This is a genomic window from Janthinobacterium sp. MP5059B (assembly GCF_001758645.1).
Classification (GTDB): Bacteria; Pseudomonadota; Gammaproteobacteria; order Burkholderiales; family Burkholderiaceae_D; genus Janthinobacterium; species Janthinobacterium lividum.
In genome coordinates this window covers 1-23,503 of record NZ_LRHX01000022.1, presented here as the reverse complement: position 1 = coordinate 23,503, position 23,503 = coordinate 1, and the positions used below count along the sequence as shown (strand labels likewise).

The window sequence follows — 23,503 nt, the reverse complement described above, 5'->3', positions numbered from 1 at the left end:
CTACAGTCGGCCAACGATCCCTAACGTGAAGCGATGCGCGATGAGCCTGTTCCCCGATACGACGGCGGCATGGACGGCATTAACGGGCGACATGCAGGGCCAGCGCCTGCTGCGCCTGCAGTTTCCGCATGGCGACGGGCCTGCCGGCATCCAGTTACTTGCCAACAGCCTCGACGCGAGCGAAAGCCTGTCGCGCGATTTTTCCTATGTGGTGGAAGTACTCTCCGACGATGCCCTCATCGCCCTCGACAAGGTGATGGGCAAGATGGTGAGCATAGAACTGGTGCGCGAAGACGGCACCTTGCGCTACTTCAATGGCTATGTGTTCGAATTCCGCTTCCTGCGCACGGACGGCGGCTTCGCCTTTTATGAAATGGTGCTGGAACCGTGGCTGTCGCACCTGCACTTGCGGCAAAACAATGTCGCCTTCCACGGCTTGACGGTGGCGGCGCTGACGGACAAGGTCTTCGATGACTACCTGATGCGCGACTACAAGCTGACCGCCAGCGGCCTCGACCCTGCCATCACCTACACGTGCCAGCACAATGAGAGCGACCACAACCTCCTGCACCGCCATTGGGAGCAACTGGGCTGGCACTACCGCTACGAACACCGTCTTGACGGCCACACCTTGTGGCTGTCCGACGACAGCACCACAGGCAAGCCCATCGATGGCGATCTGAGCGAAATCCCCTTCCAGCACCAGGCCGGATCCCTGGAAGACGATGGCGTGCATCAATGGAGCACGGTGCGGCGCATGGCGCCAAGCCAGATGACGGTAGCCAGCTTCAATTTCAAGAACCCGCGCAGCGCCCGCGCCAGCCGCGACTCGCTGAACAGGCAGGGTGCCGTGCCATCGCTGGAAGTGTATGAAAACACGGGCAGCTACGGTTTTAAAAACATCGACGATGGCGAGGCGCTGGCGCGGCGCCGCATGGAAGAGGTTGACGCGCAGGGACAGCTGTTCGAAGCGCAAGGCAATGACCGCACGGCGCAACCGGGACGCTGGTTCACGCTGGGCGGGCATTTCGACAGTGCAGCCAGCGAATATCTGATCCTCTCCGTGCACCACCATGCCAGCAACAACTACCAGCAAGGGCACGGCGCCACCTCGCACTACAGCAACACATTTACCTGCATCCCCCGCGCCATCCCCTGGCGCCCGGGACGCAACTTCCATAGCCGCGAACCGAAGATCTATGGCGTGCAGACGGCCACCGTCGTCGGGCCGCCCGGCGAGGAAATCCATACGGATGGTTACGGACGGGTGAAGCTGCAATTTCACTGGGACCGCCTGGGCACCTTCGATGACAAAAGTTCGCCGTGGATACGGGTGATATCGAACTGGGCCGGCCCGAATTTCGGCCACATCAGCCTGCCCAGGGTCGGCATGGAAGTAGCCGTGCAATTTCTTGACGGTAATGTCGCCATGCCCCTCATCATCGGCTGCGTCTACAACGCGCGCAACATGCCGCCATGGGATTTGCCAGCGAACAAGACGCAAAGCGGCATGCTGAGCCGTTCCTCCAAAAAGGGTTCCGCCGCGCACGCCAACGCCTTGCGTTTCGAAGACCGCAAGGATGCGGAAGAACTGTGGCTGCATGCGGAAAAAGACCAGCGCATCGAGGTCGAACATGATGAGTCGCACTGGGTGGGCAATGACCGCAGGAAAACCGTGGATCGCGATGAAACCGTGCACGTCAAGCGCGACCGCACGGAAACCGTGGACCACGATGAAGACATCACCGTGCATAACAACCGCAGGGAGCGCGTCGACCATGACGAACACATCGACATCGGCGACAACCGCCGCGAACACGTGGGCGGCAACGAGCAGGTGCAGATCGACGGCCACCGTTCGGAACGGGTGACCCTGGCCAAGGAAGAGAGCATCGGCCTGGCCAAGGTGCTGACCATCGGCGCCGCTTACCAGACCACCGTCATCGGCGCCATGAACACCACCGTGGTGCTGGCGCAGGCGGAGCAGATCGGCCTGGCGAAAAGCGTCATCGTCGGCGCCGACAGTACGCTCACGGCCACCGATTCGCACACGATGACGGTGGGCACGTCCAGCATCACCATGACACCGGGCCGCATCGAACTGGTTGCCGATGAAATCATCATCCGCGGCAAATCGAAGGTGCAGATCCATGGCGACGACATCGACAACAATCCGGGCTGACGATGAACGACGCCGGCACAGCCCATTTCAACATTCCCAACCTGCTTTTCGACAACCGCACGCCGCATGCGGCCAGCCAGTTCGACATCGTCGACCAGTTTGGCGCAGCCTTCCACGTGGTGGTGGCGCGTATGGGCTACACGCTTGGTCCCTGCGGCGCGGACGGCCTGGCCAGCCTGCTGCCCATGGCACGGCCATCGCCGCTGGCCACGGAAGACCGGCACCTGGATGGCGACACGCAGGCGGGCACCGTGCAGGAGAGCGACTTCGCGCCCTACAAGCCGCGTTGCGACGTGATCGTCAATGGCGTGGCGCACGCACCGCGCGGGCAAGCGATGCCGCAATTTCTCGTCAACCTGAAAGTGCAGTCGGAAAAGAAAACCCTGATCGACAAGACTCTGCAAGTGAGTGGCGAACGCGCTTTCCGCAAGAAAGCCGTCCTCACGCGCCTGGCGCAGGGCTGCATCCGCATCGGCGCCGTGGGCTTGCTGCGGCCCAACCCTTGGCACCTGTCGGCGCCAGAACCATTCCAGCAATTGCCGCTGCACTATGCCTACGCATATGGCGGTCAATGCCGCATCGAGGCCGATGACTGCAACGCGGCGGCGCATGACTCTTGCCAGGCCAATCCGCTGGGGCGGGGCTTTGCGCGCCACTGGTACCTCGATGCGCAGCATATCAATGAGGTGCCCGCGCCCCGCATCACGCAGCCGTCGCAGCCGTGCACGGCCGACCAGTTCTGGCAAGGCGCGGGCGGCAAGGAGCTGCCAGCACCGGCTGGGCTGGCAGCTATCGGCCGTGGCTGGCTGCCGCGCCGCGCGCTGGCGGGTCACATCGCAATCAAGGACAAATGGGATGCCGATGAAGTCCCCACGTTGCCGGAAGACTTCGATTTTGCCTACTGGAACAGCACGCCGCCCGACCAGCAGTGCCCGCATCTGGCGGGACTGGAACAAGTCACCTTGACCAATCTGTGCCGTCACGACCATCGCTCGGCCCGCATCGACCCGCTCGGCAACACCGTGCTGCGCTTCGCCCTGCCGCGACAAGTGCTGTGCCTGCTGCTGGCGGACAGGAACGACCAGTTGCTCGTCTGGCGCCTGGCCATCGATACGGTGCTGGTCGACCCTGAGGCGACCAGCGTGGAACTGGTCTGGCGCGCCATCGTGCCGGCCGACGCGGGCCAGGTCGCGTCGCGCCTGCTGCACGTGATGAAGCCGGCGCAGATCGCCCGCATCGAACTGCTGGAGCAGGCGCAGGAAGCGCTAAGCGAAGCCGCCGGGCAAGGCAAGAAACCATGACGAATGAAACCGTCACCAAGTCGGCGCGTTTCTATTGCGTCAGCCTCAGCCCCGACATTTGCAAGACGCCCGTCGGCTCCAGCACGCCCCCCATTCCCTACAGCATCACCGGCGAATTTGCGGATACGCAGAACGCTTCGCCCAACGTCAAGTCGCACAGCGAGCCCGTCATCCTGCACCAGCGCAGCATCATTCCCACCGTCAAGGGCGATGCGGCCGGCAAGGCGGGCGGCGTCAAGAGCGGCACCGTCGGCAAGCAGGTCGACACCAAGGTCGCCAGCAGCATCCACCGCGCCAACGGCGCCTACCTGGTGCAGATGGGGCGCGAAGTATGGATGAATTCGCGCAATACCGTGGGCAAGATTTATGAGCGGGGCGGGGAGGCGGCCAAGCCCGTGCTCAAGGAACTGGGAGCGGCGATACGGGAAGCGGCACAGGATTACAAGGATCACGGCTCCAGGAAAATGCACGGCGCCGCCGAAGATCTGGTAGACGTGGGCGGCAACGTCCTGACAGGCAGCGCCGTGCTGGGCGTTGCCGGAGTGGGCGTTGCGGCAACGGGAGTCGGCGCCCCCGCTGCCGCCGCGATGGAAGCGGGCGCGGCAGCGGGCGCTGTGGCCGGCACGGCGACCGTTGCGACAGGCACGGCCATGAACGCATCGGCCACGGTGCTCGACCAGGCAGCCGACTACATATTGACAGGCAAGACACCTGACTTACTCAATACGGCCGCAGACATCGTCACGAATGCTGCAGGCACAGTATTGCAAACGGCGGTGTTCAGCAAGGTTCCGGGTGGGAAAATACTGAGCAAGTTCCTCGGCAAAAAGGCGGCGCCGACCATCGACAAGGTCAAGGAAAAGCTGGTCGGCAAAAAACCGGACAAACCGCCCCCAAAACTCGACAAACCGCCCCCGAAAAACGGCGGCGACGACGGCAAGAGCCGTGGCAGGAAGGAGCCGAAATCGGAGCCGCCGTCCGACTGCTGCCCCAAGGATAGCGGCCCCGCGAAAAAACCCGTCAAGGGCCGCAAGCCCGTGCATTTCGGCACGGGCCAGGAAATCCTGTACCAGACGGATTTCGCGCTCGAACGCAGCATCCCCATCGCCTGGACGCGCTGTTACCGCTCCGGTGCCGAATGCGAAGACTGGGGCTTGCTGGGCGCGCGCTGGTCCACGCCCTACACCACCAGCCTGTCGCTATGCGATGCCGGCATCGTCTACCACGACGACAGCGGCCGCGCCCTGCGCCTGCCTGGCCTGGAACCGGGTCAGCAACACGACAACCGCAAGGAAGGTTTTACGCTCACGCACGACAATGCCGACAGCTTCAGCCTGCTGTGGCGCGATGGCAGCGTCGACCGCTTTGCGCGCGCGGAAGGCGGCTGGCTGCCGCACGGCTACGACGGCGTCAACGCCATGCTGGTCCCGTCCGCTCCCGTCGCCACGCAACGCTTTGCACTCGTGCGTAGCGAGGGACGCGATGGGCGCGGCATCAGCATCGACCGCTTGATCGATGCCAAGCCGGGCGACGTGCTGCTGCGCCTGCGCAGCGACGATGGCGACGTGCTCGAAGCCATGCGCGGGGAAGCGGAAAAGGCCATCCACATCGGCAGCATCGACGAGATATTGCCCGACGGCGGCCGCCTCTGCCACGTACGCTACGGATACGCAGCCGAAACAAACGAGACGCAGCCGCCCTTCCCGCCCCGCCACAACCTGGTCAGCCAGTCGAATGCGCTGGGCGACACGCGCCGCTACAGCTATCGCCACCACCTGCTCACGTCGTGCGGCAGCTACACGGGTTTTACGTACGAGCTGGAATGGATCAGCCTGGACGCGCTGCGCGCCCGCTGGAGCGGATCGCCGCTGAGCGAGCAGGAGCTGCCGCAGCACCATCCCGTGACCCTGGCCAACAGCTACCAGGCGCGCGCCATCGCCACGCGGGCGTGCGATGGCAGCGAGCACACGCGCATCGATTACGTGGACAACGACACCAGCCGCGTCATGGAAAACGGCGGCGTCCTTGAGTACACCTTCGACGCCAACTGGCTGGCCACCGAAGTGCGCCGCGTGCTCGACGGCAAGGCTGCCTCGCTGGGCCGGCGCGAGTGGGACCGCGATGGCATGTTGCTGGCCGATATCGATGCCAACGGCGCCGCCATGCGCTACGCCTACGATGCGGCCGGCAACCTGACCCGCAGCACCGATGCCAAAGGACACAGCAGCAGCATCGACTACGACAGCCAGAACCAGCCCGTCGCCTTCACGGATCCGCTGGGTAACACCACACGCCGCGACTACGATGCTGCAGGCCGCCCCGTCAGCATCACGGACGCCTTGGGCCACGTCACGCGCTACCGCTACGACCCGCGCGGCCAGCTGGTGGAACAGATCGACGCCAGGGGCGGCAGCAAACATTTCCAGTACAACCGTCAGGGCTGGCTCACCAGCTACACGGATTGCTCCGGCCACACCAGCGAATTCGCCTACGATGCGCTGGGGCGGCTGGAAGCGGCCCGCGATGCGCTCGGCCATGCCACCCGCTACGAATATGATGCGCTGGGCCGCCTGATCCGCCTCACGGCGCCCGATCAGACTCGGGAGCAATATGCCTACGATGGGGACGGCAATCTGGTCTTGCACGTCGATGCGGCCGGTCAGCAGACACGCTACCGCTACAACGGCCAGGGCTTGCCCGTGGAGCGCACGGACGCCATCGGCCAGACCTTGCAGTATCGCTACGACGCTGCGCTGCAACTGACAGAATTGATCAACGCCAAGGGCGAAAGCTACCGGCTCGCATATCATGCGGAAGGCTGGTTGACGTCGGAAACGGGCTTCGACGGCAAGCGCACGCACTACAGCTATGACCCGGCCGGCAACCTCACTGCCACCGAGTGCGGCAGCCAGCGCACGCAGTTGCTGCGCGACGCGCTCGGTTTGTTGCAAGTCAAGACCACGGCGGACGGTGCGGTTCGCTACGCCTACGATGCGCTGGGCCGCCTGACGGCCGTCTCCGCGCCACAAGCCGAACAGCGTTTCTTCCATGATGCGCTGGGCCAACTGATCGAAGAACGCAGCGCCTGCTTTTTGCAAACGCTGCCCGAAGCGGCCAGGCTGCCGAATACCCCGCGCGCGCCGGACGCCAGCTTTGTCATGACGCACTCTTATGACGAACTGGGCAACCGTATCCAGACCGTCCTGCCGAACGGACGCCGCGTCGACACCCTGCGCTACGGCTCCGGCCACTGGCATGGCGTGCTGTGGCATGGCAAGACCGTGGTCGATGTCGAACGCGACAAACTGCACCGCGAAAAGCAGCGGCAGCTGGGCACCAGCGGCTTGCTGGCCACGCGCCAGTACGACCCGCAATCGCGCCTCACCCGGCTGACCCTGGCACGCGGCGCCGACGCGCCCGTCCCCGTGCGCGAGCGGTGCTTCGACTACGATGCGCAGGGCAACTTGCGCACCATCTCGCAGACAGGCACTACGGTCACCGGCCCGCTCGGCAAACTGCGTTACGCCTATGACCCCATCGGCCAATTGCTGTCCGCCGTGCAACCCGGCCTGGCCGAACACTTCGCCTTCGACCCGGCAGGCAATCTGGTCGACACGGCTCCCGCCTCCGGCAACGTACTGAAACGCTACAGCAATACCGAATACGACTACGACGAACAAGGCAATGCCACCGCCAAGCGCTTCCATCCGCCGGGCAGGGAGTGGAGCTGGAGCGACCTGGAGCTTGAATACGACGCCGAAAACCGCCTCAGCCATGCCACCCGAACGGAACGCCAATCGCGCCACCGCGCCCGCTACTTTTATGACGCCTTCAGCCGCCGCATCGCCAAACGCGTCGAGGAGGCACGCTGGAGCAAGCAGCAGGACATCACCAAAGACCAGCCCGCCCACTGCGGTAGCAGCAGCACGTTCTTCGTCTGGGATGGCGACACGCTGGCGCAGGAACTTGGGCGCGACGAGACGGTCACATACCTGTACGAGCCGGACAGCTTCGTGCCGCTGGCCAGGATCGGTTCGCCAGCCTGTCGCCAGGCAAGCGCCGTCCATCTGCCGCGCATCGCGCAATGGGATTTACCTGCCTCCCGGCACGACACCGAACTCCAGGCAGCCATTACGCAAGAACAGGCGGACACCGAAGCGCAGCATGTATCGGCATGGCAGCGTACCCAGGCGGCAGCCGACGGCGCGGCAGCACACGACCGCATCACCCACTACCACTGCGATCACCTGGGCACGCCGCGCGAGCTGACGGATGCGCAAGGGAACCTGGTCTGGAGCGGGCGCTACAAGGCTTGGGGGCGCTTGCTGCACGTCGAGGGAGAAATTGAGCAGCCGCTGCGGTTTCAGGGGCAGTATGAGGATCAAGAGACTGGACTGTTTTACAACCGGTATCGCTATTACGAACCTGAAACTTCAAGATATCTCAGTCAGGATCCAGTGGGACTCTCTGGCGGGGTTAATTTGTATACCTACGCCCCTAACCCCACGATGTGGATTGATCCACTCGGACTACAAAAAAAATGTAATACCTGTTGTATCGGTGGCCGGTTCTCCAGTGCTGACGGAGCTGCCCGAGCAGCGTTAACTCGCTACAATTCAAAGTCAATTCGAGACAATCTTGAGTATGGTGGGCTAATTTACAAAGGTAAAAATGGAAAATACGATTTCACAAAAGCGACGCGAGGCGATCTTGATGGAGTAGATCCCTGGAGTGGGAAAAAAATTTCCAAGAATTGTGAAGAAACAGGATATTGGCATACGCACGGAAATTATTCAAAAAGAGATGGAACACCAACAACAAAAGAAAATGATTACTTCAACAGCAACGATTTTTCCCCAGCAGATAAAAATGCAGCAAAATTGAGCGGCCAAGGAAAAACAGAGTATCGAGGATACGTAGGCACTCCAAGTGGCGTATTCAAAGGATATAATTCGAAGAGTGGAATCACCTATACGCTATGAGAAAAATCATATCTTGTTTTTTTGCACTTAACCTAGAATTTATCAGCCATCAAAGTATTTCAAAAAATTTTCCCGATCAAAATACGAATGTGAAAAAATATATGTCCAACACAGAAAACTCAGAAGAAAAAATTTCCGGAAAAAAATTTGAAATATTACTTATAGCTTTTGATGAATTCAAAAAAATGCAAAAAAATATTTCCGATTTCGAAATCTACATCCAAGACAACAACGAAGATATTGAAATAACCTTCGTACCAAATTTCTCACCAGGAGAAAAAATACTAGGTGGAAAAACATCTTTAGGAAGATCCATCACCTATACCATTTCAAAAAAAACAAAAGAAATTATCAAGTCAAATTATCATAGATGACATCAATAAGATTCTTAACTGTTTGACTTGGTTTTCAAGCTGAACCATACTTCGCATTGACTGCCTTAAGACAGGCCATTCAGCGACACAATCAGCACATCAGATCCAAATACGACATCCACGCATGCCCTCTCCCACCTCCCCCTACATCGGCCGCTTCGCCCCCTCCCCCTCCGGCCCTCTGCACATGGGCTCGCTCGTTGCCGCCATGGCCAGTTATCTCGACGCGAAGGTGCATCAAGGAACGTGGCTGCTGCGCATCGAGGATCTGGACTATGACCGCAATGTCGAGGGTGCCGATCTGGGTATCCTGGCCAGCCTGCAGCGCTGTGGCATGCACTGGGATGGCGAGGCGACGTGGCAGAGCAAGCGCTTGCCGCTGTACGAGGCGGCGCTGAAGCAGTTGCAGGACGATGGCCTCGTGTATGCGTGCGGCTGTTCGCGCAAGGAGATCCAGGATTCGGTACTGCAGGCGGGAGGCCCCAAGGGTGGGGCCGCCGTGTATCCGGGCACCTGCCGCCACGGCTTGGCGCCGGGCAAGGCGGCGCGGGCCTTGCGGCTGCGGGTGCCGCAGGATACCGATGCGGTGTACGCGTTTGCCGACCGCTGGGCGGGTCCGCAGCGGCAGGATCTGGCCAGTGAAGTAGGCGACTTCATCGTGCTGCGCGGCGATGGCTACTGGGCGTATCAGCTGGCCGTGGTGGTCGACGATGGCGCGCAGGGCATCACGCAGGTGGTGCGCGGCGCGGACTTGCTCGATTCCACGCCGCGCCAGCTGTATCTGCAGGACGTGCTGGGCTTGCCGCATCCCGGCTTCCTGCACGTGCCCGTCGTCACGAACGACAGCGGCGAAAAACTGTCCAAGCAGACGGGCGCCCTCGCCTTCGATACGGCAAGCAATGCTGCCGACCTTCTGGCGTCGGCGCTGCAGCCTGCGGCCCGCTTCCTGGGACTCGACGTGCGCGCCGACAAGGTGGAAGATTTCTGGCAGCAAGCCATTCCCGCCTGGGCACAGCGGCTGGTGCAACTTCCCGAGCGGGCATAAAAAAAACCGCCGCGGCGAACCGGGCGGGTTGCAATGCAGGCGCCAGCACATGGCCGGCGCCTGAAGTCTGGCAATTAGAAGTTGCCTTTAAATTGCACCCCAAACTGACGTGGCTCATTGATGAAGCCCGTGCGGTTGTTGAAGTCGATGGCGCCCGTGATACGCTGGGTGTCGGTGATGTTGCGGCCAAAAGCGGCCACTTCATACTTGCCGGCATCCCAGGTGTAGCCTACGCGCAAGCCGCCTTCGACCATCGGCTTGCCGGTGAACTCGGTTGCTTCATACAGGAAGAAGTTGATCTTGCTGCGGTATGCCCAGTCCGTGAAGACGAAGAATTCGCCGTTTTCCATCGGGATCGAATAACGGCCCGTGGCGGTGATCGTCCACTTCGGCGCTTGCGGCAATGGATTGCCGTCGATGATGGCACGGTTGCCGGTGGTCAGCGAATCGGTCACGGTGCAACGCGTTTGAGCGCAAGTGGCGATCGACAGGCTCGGGTCCTTGATTTCCGTGAAGTTGTAGCTGCCGCCCAGGGACATCTTCAGGCTAGGCGTGACAAAACCTTCCAGTTCCAGCTCGGCGCCACGGCCATTCGTCTTGGCTGCATTGATCAAGCGCGTCACGTTCGAGGTGCCGCCAACGACCGTCAATTGCTGGTTCTTCACCTGGTAGTTGTACAGGCTGAAGGCAACGCGGGCGCGGCGCTCGAACAGGTCGGCCTTGATGCCCGCTTCGAACGAGGTGATCGTTTCAGCATCGGCCACGGTGACAGGCACGCTGGTGCTGGCCGGGGCGATACTTGGCGCGCGGAAACCGGTAGCGACACGGCCGTAGAAGTTCACGTCCTTGTTGTATTTATAGGTACCGCTCAAGTCCCAGTTGACCTTGGCTTTGCTGACATCGGCGCTGGTCGGGTTGACCTGCACGATGTTGGTCGCTTCCACCGTGTTGAAATCCTTCTTGTCCTTGGTGTAGCGCAAGCCGGCGCGCAGCATGAAGTCATCGCTGACGGCGTAGTTGACGGAACCAAACGTTGCCCAGGCCGAGTTCTTCTGGCGGCTGGCCAGGTGCGTGGTCAGCACATGCGTGTTGGTATCGAAGTTGTCGGTGAAACCGTTGGCATCTTCGTTGAAGTAGTACACGCCTGCCTGCCAGTTGAGGGGACCGGCATTCTTCGATTCGGCACGGAATTCTTGCGAGTATTGTTTCACGCTGGTGATGCCGCCAGCCGTTTCAACCTGGAAAGGAATGAAGCCTGGACCCGTCGGCGTGCCGCCGTCGATATCGCCATGCGACACGTAATTGCCGACCTGTTCAAAGCCCGTGATCGAGTACAGTTTAATACCGTCCAGGTCCCAGCTCAGGCGGGCGCTGGCGCCGTTGGTGCGCAGGCGCTGGAAGTTCGGCGCATTCGTGAACGACTTGTTCGGGTCGAAACCGTCGACGATGTCGTTCGTGCCCTGCTTGATCATGTTGGCGTAGAAGACGCGCGCGCTGCCCGTGGTGTTGCGCTGGTGCACATTAAACAGGGCATTGAAGGTGGTGTTCGGTGCGTACAGCAGTTGCACGCGCTCGGCGTGTTCGTTGTAGCCGTCCAGCGCGTTTTTCTGGCCCGTAAAGGTGTTGTCCACGTAATCGTCGCGGTGCTGGCGCAGGGTCGAGAAGCGCAGCGCCCATTCTTTGCTCAGCGGCACGTTGACGGCGCCGTCGAAGTTGGTCGTGTTGTGCGTGGCGGCGGAAACGTTGTAGTAGCCTTCAACCTTGTCCAGGTTCGGCTTCACGGATTCGAACTTGACCACGCCGGCAGGCGTATTGCGGCCGAACAAGGTGCCTTGCGGGCCGCGCAACACTTCCACGCCAGCCACGTCGAAAATCGGATAGCCCTTGAGGATCGGATTTTCTTGCACGACGTCGTCGTAAATCAGGGAAACAGGTTGCGATGCAAAAATGTTGAAGTCGGTATTGCCGTAGCCGCGGATGTAGAAGCGGGGGAAGGTGCGGCCATTCGACGATTCCACGTTCAGGCTCGGCACTTTACCGGCCAGTACGCGAATGTCTTGTCCGCTGGACACCAGCACGTCGAGCTTCTCGTCGCGCAGCAGCGACACGGAGACGGGCACGTCGCGGATATTTTCCTTGCGGCGCTGCGCCGTCACGGTCACGGTTTCCAGCTGGCTGGCGGCAGGGGTCGTATCAGCAGCGACTTCATCAGCATAAGCCGAGCCGATAGGCAAGGCAGCGGACAGTGCCAGCATAGCAGCGCTTTTGGCGCACAAACGCTTGTGCATCTTGGACATCTTGATCATGTTGTTTCCCAGAAGTTTAAAAAAGAATTGCGAAACCTGTCTCCGGGTTATGTACGGCGCTGGATGATCGTCTGCACCATCACGGTGCAGCAGCGCGAGCGGATGTTTCTCCGCCCATGGCGTCACTGGCTCTGCCCTGGCTGTCGTCCAAGCCGACAGCGGTCTGGCCGCATCTCTGGGATGTCTGATGAACACCAACTTTTGAGTAAGGCGCCAATTTAATTCAAGCGCCTTATACGCTGCAAGAATATTGTTATGTAAAATATTCATTCATCAACATAATGCGCCGACTAGTGGTTATTCAGCCACAATAGCGCCCTTGTCTTGCTATTTCCTTGCTATTTCCCCCGATCACTTGCCGCCTGGCGCGATTTTTTCGCCAACCCTGAGAAAGTGGAAACGGCGTCCTGCAAGACAGCCCAGAGCGTATAAATAGTTGTAATATCGCCAGAATTGAGTTGCCAGGCCGCCCCATTCCGGTGCGGCGGGGCCCCCTGCACCATCGTCCATAACCTCCATGCCAGAACCCAGCCAGCCCAGCAACGCCGCCCCGTCCTCCACCGTCGCCGCCCAGGCGGCGCATTTACTGCTGAGCGCCCATTGCGACATCGTCTGGAGCACGAAAACCTTCGGCCAGTTCGACGCCGACCAGCCATCCTGGCGCGCCTTCACAGGCCAGACCGAGGCTGAACTGCTGGGCCGCGGCTGGGTCAATGCCCTGCATCCGGACGACCGCAACTTGCCGTACGTCATGCCATCGCACCTGACCAGCGTGTTCGAAGCGGAATACCGGCTGCGCCACGTCAGCGGTAGCTACCGCAACATGCTCGTGCGCATGCTGCCCGTGCTGGCGCCCGACGGCAGCATCGTTGAATGGCTGGGCTCGCATTGCGACGTGACGCAGCAACGGCAGACGGAACAGCGGCTGCGCCTGGCCATGCAGGGCGGCCGCATGGGCACGTGGGAGATCGACCTGGGCAGCGGCAGCATGGCCGGCTCCGACGCCTTCAAGGCCAATCTGGGCTTGCCGCCGGACAGCCGCATCGATTACGCGCAACTGACGGGCGCCATGCTCGACGGCGACCTGCAGCACTGGCAGACGGTGGTGCACGCCGCCATCGCCAGCGCCAGCGATTTCGAAATCGACATCCGCGTGCGCTGGCCCGATGGTTCACTGCACTGGGCGCACATGCGCGGCACCTGCGCCAGCGATGGCGCCGGCAACGTGATCGCCCTGTCCGGCATCTCGCTCGACCTGACGACCAGCAAGCAAAACGAGGAGACCCTGCGCCTGACCCTGGCGGCCGGCGAAGTGGCCACCTGGAACTGGGATATCGTTGCCGACCGGGTCACGGCCGACAGCAATATGGCACGCTTGTTCCCCGTCAATGCCGACGCGGCTACGGCGGCGCCGCTGGCGCGCTACCTGGACATCATCCATCCCGACGACCGCGAGCAAGTCAGCGCGCAGATTACCCAGGCATTGCACGCGCACACGCCGTTCGAGGCCAGTTACCGCGTCGGCGACGGCGACGGCCAGTACCGCTCGGTCATCGCGCGGGGCCGTGCCGAATACGCGCCCGATGGCACGCCCCTGCAATTGCCAGGCGTCCTGCTCGACATTACGCGCCAGAAACAGGTGGAAGATGCGCTGCGCCGCAGCGAGGAACGCTACCGCACCCTGATCGAGCTGATGGACCAGGCCTTTTGCGTCATCGAAATGCTGTACGACGAGCAAGGCCGCCCTGTCGATTTCCGCTATCTGGAAGGCAATCCCGCTTTCGTCAAGCAATCGGGACTGGACAATGCCATCGGCAAGACCATCCGCAGCTTCGTGCCCGACCACGACCAGCACTGGTTCGACATGTACGACCAGGTCGTCAAGACCGGCGAGCCCGTGCGCTACGAAAACGAAGCCGTGGCCATGGAGCGCTGGTTCGAAGTCTTCGCCGCGCGCCTGGGCGGCCCCGGCAGCCGCCTGCTGACGGTATTGTTCAGCGACATCAGCGAGCGCAAGCGTTCTGAGCAGCAATTGCGCCAGCTGGCCGACAACCTGTCCGAAATGGACCGGCGCAAGACGGAATTCCTCGCCACCCTGGCGCACGAACTGCGCAACCCGCTGGCGCCCATCCGCAACGGCTTGCAAATCATGCGCCTGGCCGCCGACAAGCCCGCCACCGTGGCGCGCGTGCGCGACGTGATGGAGCGGCAAGTCAATCAGATGGTGCATCTGGTCAATGATTTGCTGGATGTGGCCCGCATCACGCGGGGCCAGATCGAACTCAAGCTGGAACGCGCGGACTTGAAAACCATCATCGCGGGCGCCGTGGAAACGAGCATGCCGCTGATCGAAGCGGGCCGCCACCAGTTGCAGGTGCAACTTGCTGAAGAGGCGCTGCCGCTTGAGGCCGACCCCACGCGCCTGGCGCAAGTGCTGGGCAATTTGCTCAACAATGCCGCCAAGTACACGCCCGCCGGCGGCCACATCAGCTTGCGCGCCTTACGCGATGGCAACGAGGCATTGATTGAAGTCAAAGACAGCGGCGTGGGCATTCCCGCCGAATCGCTGGCTACCGTCTTCGACATGTTTACGCAGGTGGGGCAGAACATGGGCAGGGCTCAGGGCGGCCTGGGCATCGGCCTGTCGCTGGTGCGGCGCCTGGCCGAGTTGCATGGCGGCAGCGCCACGGCGGCCAGTCCAGGCGCCGGCCTGGGCAGCACCTTCAGCGTGCGCCTGCCACTGCTGGAGGAGGAAGCGAAGGCACCTGCCGTACTGGCTGCGCCTGCCAACACCACCAGCGGCCCGCACTTCCGCGTGCTGGTGGTCGACGACAATGTCGATGCAGCCGATACCCTCGCCGCCGTGCTCGACATGATGGGCCATGCCGCGCAAGTGGCCCACGATGGCGCGCAAGCCCTGGCCTTGGTGCCGCAATTCCTGCCAGACGTTATATTCCTCGATATCGGCCTGCCCGGCATGAGCGGCTATGAAGTGGCGCGCGCGCTGCGCCGGATACCGGCCGGCGCCAACGTCGTGCTCGTGGCATTGACGGGCTGGGGCGCCGAAAACGACCGCAGTCAATCGAGCGCGGCCGGCTTCGACCACCATTTGACCAAACCGGCCAACCTGCTCGCCATCGGCGAACTGCTGGCCGCCCTTCCCACTCCCAAAACTCCTACAAACCATGACTGAATCCCTGAACCACATCCGCCGCAACCTCCTGCTGGCCGGCGGCGCCGCCCTGCTGTGCCCGGCACCGCTGCTGTTTGCCGCGCCCGCCACCAGCATCGCCGCAGCACAGACACAACTGGCCGCGCTGGAAAAAGCCGCCGGCGGACGCCTCGGCGTTGCCGCCTGGCGCCAGGGCAGCGACCTGCGCGTTGCCTATCGCGCCGACGAACGATTTCCCCTGGCCAGCACCTTCAAGGCGATGCTGGCGGCCGCCGTGCTGGCCCGCAGCGTCAGCCAGCCGGGCTTGCTGGACCAGCACGTGCGTTACGAGAAAAAAGACCTGGTCACGTATTCGCCCATCACGGAAAAGCATCTGGCCGACGGCATGACCGTGGCCGATCTGTGCGCCGCCACCTTGCAGTACAGCGACAATAGCGCGGCCAATTTCTTGATGACACTCTTGGGCGGGCCGCAAGCCGTGACGGCCTATGCGCGCAGCATCGGCAATACGGTGTTCCAGCTGGAACGCTGGGAAACGGAATTGAATAGCGCCATCCCCGGCGAAGTGCGCGACACGGCCAGCCCCGCGTCGATGGCGCACAGCTTGCAGCAATTGTTATTGGGAAATAGCTTGCCAGCGCCGCAGCGCCAGCAACTGGACGCCTGGATGCGCGGCAACACGACGGGCGACAAACGCATCCGCGCCGGCGTGCCTGCCGGCTGGCAGGTGGCGGATAAAACGGGTTCGGGCGCGTATGGCAGCGTCAATGACATCGGTGTGGCCTACCCGGCCAGCGGCGCGCCGCTGATCATCGCCGTGTACTATACGCGCGAACAGAAAAAAGCGGACACGAACCAGGACATCATCACGGCCGCCACGCGCATCGTGACGGCCGCGTTGGTCTGATTAGATCCAACCCTGATAAAACCGTCGCGAGCGGAAGAGAGGCTCGGCGCCCCCGCTGCGCCGAGAGCGGAACTGTGCTTACACGGGGCCGCCGAGGCAGTGAGCATCGCAGGCGGCAGATCACGACGCGCAGCAGGTTTGATCAGGTCGTTGGGGGTAAGGCCGCCATGAAACCCGCGTATGTGGACCAGGCGGGGTCAGCCGCGCTGCGGATTTCAATCGGGAACTTTGGACGCGGCGCCAGCGCCGTGTTCAGGCGATTGAAGAATTCTTCGCCCGACTGCGTGTAGTAAATCCATTCGCGCAGGTTTTCACCCGTCGATACGAGGGCCAGGGTGGCGAAGCCGTCCTCTTCCACCACGGGTGCCAGCGCCGCTTCCAGCTCTTCCATGTGCTCGCGCTCGTTCGGTGCGGGCATGCCCGTCTCGTCCTCGTAGCGCCAGGCGATGATGATGCGGTCCGGCTGCGACGACAGGTCCCAGTCGTCATGGAAGGCGTCGACATAGCGGTAGATGATGGCCATCTCGTCGCTATGCGTGACGATGGTGCCCCAACTGCGGGCGGAAGTGGAGTTTTCGTTCATGGTTGCAACAGTCAAAAAGTGAAATCGGGCAAAGGGCGAGCAGTCTACAGCACTGGCGGGCAAGTCACATTCCACGCGTCATACTGGGCACCGCTCTTGCGCAGCCAGACGCGGGCGTAGCTGTCGCGGTCGCTCTTGAATACCAGCGCATAGCGCTCTTCGGCACGCGGTGCGGCAGCACCCACGTCGACGGCCGCCAGCGTAAACTTCAGCGCCCGCAACGGGGCACAGGCCGTGTTACCCGCCATCAATAATCGCGCCCGCTCCAGCAGCGGCTTCTGGTACAGCAACACGCCTTCCAGCTCGACATCGGGAACGCGCTGCAGCATGCGCACGGGTTCGGCCACCGCGCGGCAGGTGCCACGGTCGAGCCAGGCGTAATACTCCATGCCCGCCTCCTGCCAGCGCGCCTGCTTGCCCTCGCCGTGCAGCACGAACTTGGTGCGCTGCGTACGGCACAGCGCGCCATGTCCACGATACGGCGACGTTTCCACGCTGCCCACCACTTCGCTGCCACGGCCACCGACCACCGGCACGCTCTCGAACACGGTGCGTGCAGCCGGCTCGCCCGGATATTGCTGCGCATAAAATTCCAGCAAGGACGCGCGCTGCTGCGCATCCACCGCCACCGCCTCGGCGGCACTGGCAGAGAGGCACATGGCCGACACTACACACAGCGCCAAGGGGCGCACGAAATAACCTGGCATGGCATTCCTTCAATCTGAGTCCAGGGCGGGTATCGCCCAAGCGCAGATTATATAGTTACCGGGAAATGGCAGGCGGACGCGGCGTCAGGAGGTGCGCAAGGTGGCGCCGCCAGCGAGCAACTTGGCGCCACAGGTGGTGGTATCCCCTTCGAAGGCGATGGCAATGCCGTTGATGCTGTGCCGGGACGAGCCGCCGGCAATCTTGCAGCCCTGATGTCCCTTGATGGGGCAGCTGCACAAATCCCCGACGCAGGCGACAGGAATCCCGTTGACCGTAAAATGCGTGGCGGCACAACTGAGCACCTTGCCGCCATGCGACGTGGCGTCGCCCAAACGGATGACTTTGCGCATACAGCCTCCCGAGTTATTGTCCCGCCTGGCTTTCCAGGATGGCTTCCACCGATGGCGCCGCGTAATTGGCCGCATCGACGGCAGGTGTGACGCGGCTGCGGAAGATATCGCCATTGGCATCCTGCTGCCGGCGTTTGGCTTCCGATGGCGGCGTGATGAAGATGATGCTCGCTTCATTATTGTCGCGCAGATTGATCGCCGCACTGGCGCCGCCGTCGCGATAGCTGCCCATCACGCCAATGGCCATCTGCATGAACCAGGTCGCCGCACCGGTATTGCCCAGGCGATGGTCGGTATTGATGAACTGCGCGCTCTTGCTGCTGTCGATTTCCGGTCCACCCTGTGACGCGTAGTCGTGCAGCATGCTTTCCAACATCAGCAACTGCTCGGGCTGGTTTCCCGTCCCTGCCACGACGCGCGCCGCCCCCTTGCCGCGCTCCGCTTCCGGCAAGGTCTGCAGCGCCTGCTGCCAGCCCGCATTGAACATCTTCTGGCGCTGGTCACGCCGCGTGACGGGCTTGCCCTCTTCATCCGCAAATTTGACAAACACGGGCCGATGCACGAAACCGAACGAGGGCAGGCGGTCGAAGGTTTCCATCTGTTCCCGGTTCCACGGAATGGGAAACCACGGCGTCGGTTTCCAGTCACGCGGAGGGCGATTTTCCCAGGGATTGAGTTTATCGAAGGTATGCAAGCCCACGCCGCGGATATCGGGCCGCTGGGCGAAAGTGGCGGCGGCGGCGAGCCATTCGGCGACGGTGGGTTGACGTTCGCTGAAGGCGTCAGGTCGTTTCTGTTTCTCGCGTGAGGGAAGCGATTGTATCAGTTCGTTGTACATGGCACGGAGTTGTTCCCTAACGAATTTATTCGCTGGGTCATCCCATACAAAAGGGCGCAACGGTTCTATTCGCTCTCGGCGCGCAAGGATAAATACTGCCGTGGCATCGGGCATATCTGGAATGAAATATCCGTTTACCAATTTCCTTGCAGTACCTGGCTTCCGGTTGCCATCCCGCGTGCCAACGCTGTCCTCCGAGTGTAAGGCGACGTAGGGTACGTCAGGATGCTTATCGAAAAAATCAAAAACATCAATCAGCAATTGATCGGGATGTTCATCCAACTTCCATGAAGCCACGGAAAATAGATGCAAGGGCATGCCCCCCGTACCAGCGCCAGCCACGAGTCCCGCCATCGGCTCTATCAAGCTCGGTTGTGCGGCCGGGTCGAGGATGGGAGTACCTGCATAGAAGGATGGCAAGCCCCAGTTCATCGGAGTGGAATTGATGCCATTTTCCAGCGCATCGTAGGCCCTACTGCCGCCCTCCCCATCCTTGTCATCACCCGTCCATGGGTATTTCTTGGGGTCTTGTTCGCGTATGCTGGTATAAGCACTTCCTTTTTGCAAAGTTTCCCACAATTTTCCCTGACGGTATTTGTCCACCGTCACACCGAATCCGATCACTTCCAGCACGTATTCTTGCCTAGGTTCCACAGGTTTCGTTGGCTGTTGCGCCTGCAACTGGGATGCAATTTCACGCGCCTGACTCTTCGATAAGGCATTGAGCCACAAAAAACCAAAAAATAAAATTACAACAACTAATGATATTCCCAACCAACGAAGCGTCATCATAGTTATCACCTTTTGGTCTGCAATTCCGGCGAGACAATATTCGGCCCAAGCAAGTTGCTACCGACGGGGCTTCGACAATTCTTTTATTTTGCTTTTTTCACTCACTATTTTTATGTTTTTTGTTTGTGACACTACAATTTTCCACAACGGCCCTGATAGCAAGGGCAATCCTACAGGCAAGATCCCAGTGTTGTAATAGTCAATGCTGCCATTGATCGCAGCACTTCTCCATCCAGGTTCTACGGATAAATAGGGAGCAAACTCCAATATGAATTTATCTTTTATCCGTATTCCCTTACGCCCTTTTTCGTTGCTTTTTAAGTCCTTCACCCGCCAATCCGCCACCGCACATAGATACGCATAAAACTGCGGATCCGACGACGCCTTGCCACTGCCAATGGCCACGTCATACGCCGTCACTTGGCGATGATTCTTCGCGCTACCGATAATGGAACTGTGGAAAGATTTGGCACTGACCTCGCGCTGCCAGCGCAAGCGCGCCTCGTTCGGACTTTCCTGAATTTTCGCCACGACGTTGCTGTCAGGGTAGCGTAGCGCGGACACGATTTCACGTTGATCAAGCTTGTCTTTCACATGCAGTCCCTGTTCTTTGTTGTAGCTTGCCGTCATCAATGCCAACTCTCGTGGATTAAGGTGTTCTAGCCGCTCGGGAAACTTTTGATAGCCTCCCGGATCAGGACGATATTCGCTACGTAACTGCATGCCAGTCCCGCTCGTCAGTGCGACCGTAGCATCGCAAGGATCAACCTCCTCCGCGGGTCCCTGATCGGCAACAGGACGGTTTCTCATCATGGACGTTGCCGGGATATTCGCAGGATCGATTTGCGACATGCCGCGTAAATCGGCGGCCACCGGCTGCTTCAATGCTTCGCCCGTAATGGTGCGTATGCCATTGCGCTGCTCCATCTTTCCCAACCGGGCATTGACAGGCCAGGCCACCGCCTGATGTTGTGCACGGTGTTTTCGCAGCGAAACCTCCACGTGCGACTGCTCCGTTTCCGTCGGCAGGCGCAACGGAAAATCAAAAGGCGGCGGCTTGCCCACCAATGAAACCGTGGTCTTGCCAGTGGCCGGATCCAGCCTGGTCTTCTCGCTGAATACGCGCTGATAAAATCTGCCCCCCAGTTCCGCCAGCGCGCCGCGTATCTGCTTGTGTTCCACCATCTTGGTATGTCCGGAAGAAATACTGTACCCATCAAGACTGGATGTCTCCTCTTCTTCCATCAATTCACTTCCCGACGCATAATCGGGGACGCCATCCCATCCTATGCCCTGGATGTTATCCAGGGCCACCGTCATATCTTCAGGGCAAAAATACAGATAGACCTTGCGGCGATTGTCGCGGTCATCGGTACTCTGCCAGCGGCTGCCCACCATGCCGCGATGTTCGTCCTTCTTCAGGTCGGCAAACGACGGCTTGCAAGCCTGACCATTGCCCTTCGCCACGCCGGCAACTATGCCCACCAAGGTCTTCAGGCGCGCGCCCATGGTCTGCGCACCACTGAGCAAATGGTAATAGGGCTTCATCGCCGCATCTTCGCCGCCATCGAACCAGGCTGCCCCTCGCATCAGCAGAGGCAGGCTGTCCACCAGACTGTATGGCGGATGCGTGAGTATCAGATTATCGGCTGGCGCCAACCCCTTCTCCATCAGCATGGCTTGCGCCAGCAGCGACAGCAGGCAACCCTGGCTGTGCGCAACGATGCTGACAGTGTCTTCCGCGTCATAATCGCGGATCATGGAAATGAGTGCGGCCAGGCGCTGCGCCGCCAGCACCATGTACATACGCCCGGGCGCCGTCCTCAGTGGCCGCAAGGCATCGCCCATGGGATCCGCAGGTGCATACATGCCCGGGCGCCACATGTCGGGCAAGCTGCTGGTGGCGTTGCCGAACGGCCCGCCTTCCTTGGATAAATCCTTGTCCAGGCGGTTACCGTAGCGATCAACAAACTGTCCATTGATGACATCAATTTTGTCCTTCACTTCACGGTAGCCCCAGTAAAATGGAATCACGGGACTGTTAGTATTCTTGTCGATGGTGCGCTTGAAAAAGACGGCGTCGGGATCGTCTTCCAGCTTGTCCTTGTCCGCCGCCACGGGCATGCGGTAAGACGCGGGCGTAAAGCCGCGCCCCAACCTTTGCGTCAAGCCTTCGCACAAGCCATGTTCCACCGCCTTGTAGCTGACGCCCACATCGTTGACGCCGTGAATGACGATAATATTGCCCGGCAGGTTGCGGCGTATCTTGACCTTTTTGCACACGCTGCGTTCGCAATGCAGGATCGCCACGTCCTCACCCACGACGTACGGTACTTTCGGATAGCTGCCCATCGCACTCTCCTGGCGTCATCAATCCTTGTTGTTGAACACTTCGATGGCGGCCAGATGCATTGCCGCGCGCTCCAGCACCTCCGTCTTGCCGCTCCCATCGCTGCGTCCATCTGCCGACGAGCCATCGCCCAGCTTCACGGCAAAGTGCGCCTGCGGCGCCAGTTGCGGTGCTGGCGGCACGCCATCGACGGGACTATCCTCACCCTCGTACTGAAAGATGAATTGCTGATCGGCCTTGCCTTCGGCAAAGCTTGGCAATTGCACTGCCATGCTTTGCGGGTCGTTGAAGACAAAGTTGGGCGCATGGAAGTTCAGCGGCGACTTGCTGCCAAAGGTGATGCCGTCGGCGATGCGGATGAAGGCACCGTGCTTGGAAATCAACACGATTTCATCGGCCATGCCCGTCAGCTTGCCGTCGCTGGCCGTCAGCTTCAGGCTTTTTGCCGCATTGAGTTCCATGTCGTCATGCTGGCTTTGCAGCAGGAACTTGCCATGATGGGCGATGGCGCGGATGCCATCCGCATGGGAAAACAATGAGATGCCCTTGCCCGCATTCACGCTGTAGCGCTGGCCAGCCACCGCTTGCAAGTGCTGCTGCGCCACCGTATCGATGCTGCCGGCGGCGTAGCTGACGATGGCCTTCGAGCTGGCAAAGCTGATGCCGGCAGGCGCCGTGACGGCAATCGCCGCAGCACCACCCAGTTCGGCACGGGGCTGCGTATTGGTGCCGCCTTCCCAGCCTTTCAAGCTTTGCTGCAACTCCTGCTGTGCCTGGTCTTCCTGCTCCAGTGCCTGATGCGTGGCCGCATAGCTGCCCAGCGAGCGAAACAGTTCCAGGCAGTTTTCCATCAGGCCCAGATAGTCACTGCGTGCCATGTGACTACCATCGCCATTCAGGCGCTTCCAGGCCGAGATCAGCATGCCCTTGCCCGCCCGCATCGCCAACTGCTCGTCGGTGCGCAATTCGGCGCCCTCGCCGCGCGCGTCGCCCTGGCCATTGCGCCGGTCCTGCGTCAGCCATCCCAGGTTGAGCTGGCTGGAACCATGGTCGCTGGCAAGCTGGGCATTGATTTGCCCATGCACATCGTCAAAGCGCAATTGATTGGCGCGCGTGCCCTTGATTTCGCGGCTCTTGATGCCAGACAAATAGCGGTTGCCGGGCAAGTCGCCCGCTTTGCTCAAGGCAACCGGCTGCGCGCTATGGTTGTACAGCTGGCCCACGATGATGGGCCGGTCCGGATCGCCACCGAGAAAGGCCAGCAGGACTTCGCTACCCACACGCGGCAAGCCCAAGTAGCCACATTGCTGCATGCTGCCGGGTCCGCTCCCTGCCCAGCTCGACGCGACGCGCACCCAGGCCGAATCGGCGTCCGTGTCGGAGGCGCCCGTGCCGCCGGCATGCTCATGGTCCAGCTTGCGCGTGGCGGGAAAGCGCACCTTGACACGGCCCATGGCGTCGCAATGGACTTCTTCATTCGCCGGCCCCACCACCACGGCGCTTTGCATGGGAACTGGCGGCAGGTCGATGCGCGCGTCGTAGGCTGGAACGATGGGCACGCCGCGTCGTATGGCAGCCAGTGCAATATGCATGCGCAAGGGGCCATCGTCCAC

At 61.1% G+C, this 23,503-nt stretch carries 14 protein-coding genes; 7 read left to right on the top strand and 7 right to left on the bottom strand.

Annotation, left to right across the window (positions count from 1 at the left end):
• Positions 1-40 precede the first annotated feature (40 nt).
• From tssI to gluQRS, 5 genes are all read left to right on the top strand, one after another.
• Positions 41-2,182 carry a type VI secretion system tip protein TssI/VgrG gene (gene tssI, locus JAB1_RS25970; protein ID WP_070282427.1) on the top strand — a complete coding sequence of 714 codons (2,142 nt, stop codon included), beginning with the start codon at positions 41-43 and terminating at the stop codon, positions 2,180-2,182.
• 2 nt (positions 2,183-2,184) lie between these two features.
• Entirely contained in the window at positions 2,185-3,483 is a 1,299-nt protein-coding gene (locus JAB1_RS25965; RefSeq protein ID WP_070282425.1) for a DUF2169 domain-containing protein, read from the top strand.
• The gene (locus JAB1_RS25960) at positions 3,480-8,465 is read left to right on the top strand and encodes an RHS repeat-associated core domain-containing protein (protein ID WP_070282423.1); all 4,986 of its coding nucleotides are present in this window, start codon (positions 3,480-3,482) and stop codon (positions 8,463-8,465) included. The genes JAB1_RS25965 and JAB1_RS25960 overlap by 4 nt, the downstream gene beginning before the upstream one ends.
• Before the next feature lie 101 nt (positions 8,466-8,566).
• Positions 8,567-8,839 (top strand): hypothetical protein, encoded by a 273-nt coding sequence (locus JAB1_RS29765; RefSeq protein ID WP_139144688.1) that lies wholly within the window; start codon positions 8,567-8,569, stop codon positions 8,837-8,839.
• A gap of 124 nt (positions 8,840-8,963) precedes the next feature.
• Entirely contained in the window at positions 8,964-9,884 is a 921-nt protein-coding gene (gluQRS, locus tag JAB1_RS25955) for a tRNA glutamyl-Q(34) synthetase GluQRS (RefSeq protein ID WP_070282421.1), read from the top strand.
• Positions 9,885-9,958: 74 nt separating this feature from the next.
• Here the strand turns inward: gluQRS and JAB1_RS25950 are convergent, their stop codons facing one another.
• Positions 9,959-12,190, bottom strand: a complete 2,232-nt coding sequence (locus JAB1_RS25950; RefSeq protein ID WP_070282419.1) for a TonB-dependent receptor — start codon at positions 12,188-12,190, stop codon at positions 9,959-9,961.
• A gap of 517 nt (positions 12,191-12,707) precedes the next feature.
• Here JAB1_RS25950 and JAB1_RS25945 point away from each other — a divergent pair.
• Both JAB1_RS25945 and bla read left to right on the top strand, forming a co-directional pair.
• Positions 12,708-15,383 carry a PAS domain-containing protein gene (locus JAB1_RS25945; protein WP_070282417.1) on the top strand — a complete coding sequence of 892 codons (2,676 nt, stop codon included), beginning with the start codon at positions 12,708-12,710 and terminating at the stop codon, positions 15,381-15,383.
• Positions 15,376-16,269 carry a class A beta-lactamase gene (bla, locus tag JAB1_RS25940; protein ID WP_070282415.1) on the top strand — a complete coding sequence of 298 codons (894 nt, stop codon included), beginning with the start codon at positions 15,376-15,378 and terminating at the stop codon, positions 16,267-16,269. Before JAB1_RS25945 ends, bla begins: the two co-directional genes overlap by 8 nt.
• 142 nt (positions 16,270-16,411) lie before the next feature.
• Here the strand turns inward: bla and JAB1_RS25935 are convergent, their stop codons facing one another.
• From JAB1_RS25935 to JAB1_RS25910, 6 genes are all read right to left on the bottom strand, one after another.
• On the bottom strand, positions 16,412-16,852 hold the full coding sequence (locus tag JAB1_RS25935) for a DUF695 domain-containing protein (RefSeq protein WP_070282412.1): 441 nt from the start codon (positions 16,850-16,852) through the stop codon (positions 16,412-16,414).
• Between the two features lie 44 nt (positions 16,853-16,896).
• The gene (locus JAB1_RS25930; protein ID WP_070282410.1) at positions 16,897-17,559 is read right to left on the bottom strand and encodes a hypothetical protein; all 663 of its coding nucleotides are present in this window, start codon (positions 17,557-17,559) and stop codon (positions 16,897-16,899) included.
• Between the two features lie 84 nt (positions 17,560-17,643).
• On the bottom strand, positions 17,644-17,910 hold the full coding sequence (locus JAB1_RS25925) for a PAAR domain-containing protein (protein ID WP_070282409.1): 267 nt from the start codon (positions 17,908-17,910) through the stop codon (positions 17,644-17,646).
• 13 nt (positions 17,911-17,923) lie between these two features.
• On the bottom strand, positions 17,924-19,540 hold the full coding sequence (locus tag JAB1_RS29060) for a DUF2875 family protein (RefSeq protein WP_083300007.1): 1,617 nt from the start codon (positions 19,538-19,540) through the stop codon (positions 17,924-17,926).
• A gap of 57 nt (positions 19,541-19,597) precedes the next feature.
• Complete coding sequence (locus JAB1_RS25915) at positions 19,598-21,892, bottom strand: DUF3274 domain-containing protein (RefSeq protein ID WP_070282405.1); 2,295 nt, start codon at positions 21,890-21,892, stop codon at positions 19,598-19,600.
• 18 nt (positions 21,893-21,910) lie between these two features.
• Positions 21,911-23,503: type VI secretion system Vgr family protein (locus tag JAB1_RS25910; protein ID WP_139144687.1), on the bottom strand; the 1,593-nt coding region annotated here is incomplete at its 5' end.

Bases quoted from the DNA above. Each gene is read 5' to 3' on its own strand.
- bla (WP_070282415.1), top strand. From the start codon at position 15,376: ATGACTGAATCCCTGAACCACATCCGCCGCAACCTCCTGCTGGCCGGC.
- JAB1_RS25915 (WP_070282405.1), bottom strand. From the start codon at position 21,892: ATGGGCAGCTATCCGAAAGTACCGTACGTCGTGGGTGAGGACGTGGCG.
- JAB1_RS25935 (WP_070282412.1), bottom strand. From the start codon at position 16,852: ATGAACGAAAACTCCACTTCCGCCCGCAGTTGGGGCACCATCGTCACG.
- JAB1_RS29765 (WP_139144688.1), top strand. From the start codon at position 8,567: ATGTCCAACACAGAAAACTCAGAAGAAAAAATTTCCGGAAAAAAATTT.
- JAB1_RS25945 (WP_070282417.1), top strand. From the start codon at position 12,708: ATGCCAGAACCCAGCCAGCCCAGCAACGCCGCCCCGTCCTCCACCGTC.
- gluQRS (WP_070282421.1), top strand. From the start codon at position 8,964: ATGCCCTCTCCCACCTCCCCCTACATCGGCCGCTTCGCCCCCTCCCCC.
- JAB1_RS25930 (WP_070282410.1), bottom strand. From the start codon at position 17,559: ATGCCAGGTTATTTCGTGCGCCCCTTGGCGCTGTGTGTAGTGTCGGCC.
- JAB1_RS25950 (WP_070282419.1), bottom strand. From the start codon at position 12,190: ATGATCAAGATGTCCAAGATGCACAAGCGTTTGTGCGCCAAAAGCGCT.
- JAB1_RS25965 (WP_070282425.1), top strand. From the start codon at position 2,185: ATGAACGACGCCGGCACAGCCCATTTCAACATTCCCAACCTGCTTTTC.
- JAB1_RS25960 (WP_070282423.1), top strand. From the start codon at position 3,480: ATGACGAATGAAACCGTCACCAAGTCGGCGCGTTTCTATTGCGTCAGC.
- JAB1_RS29060 (WP_083300007.1), bottom strand. From the start codon at position 19,540: ATGATGACGCTTCGTTGGTTGGGAATATCATTAGTTGTTGTAATTTTA.
- tssI (WP_070282427.1), top strand. From the start codon at position 41: ATGAGCCTGTTCCCCGATACGACGGCGGCATGGACGGCATTAACGGGC.
- JAB1_RS25925 (WP_070282409.1), bottom strand. From the start codon at position 17,910: ATGCGCAAAGTCATCCGTTTGGGCGACGCCACGTCGCATGGCGGCAAG.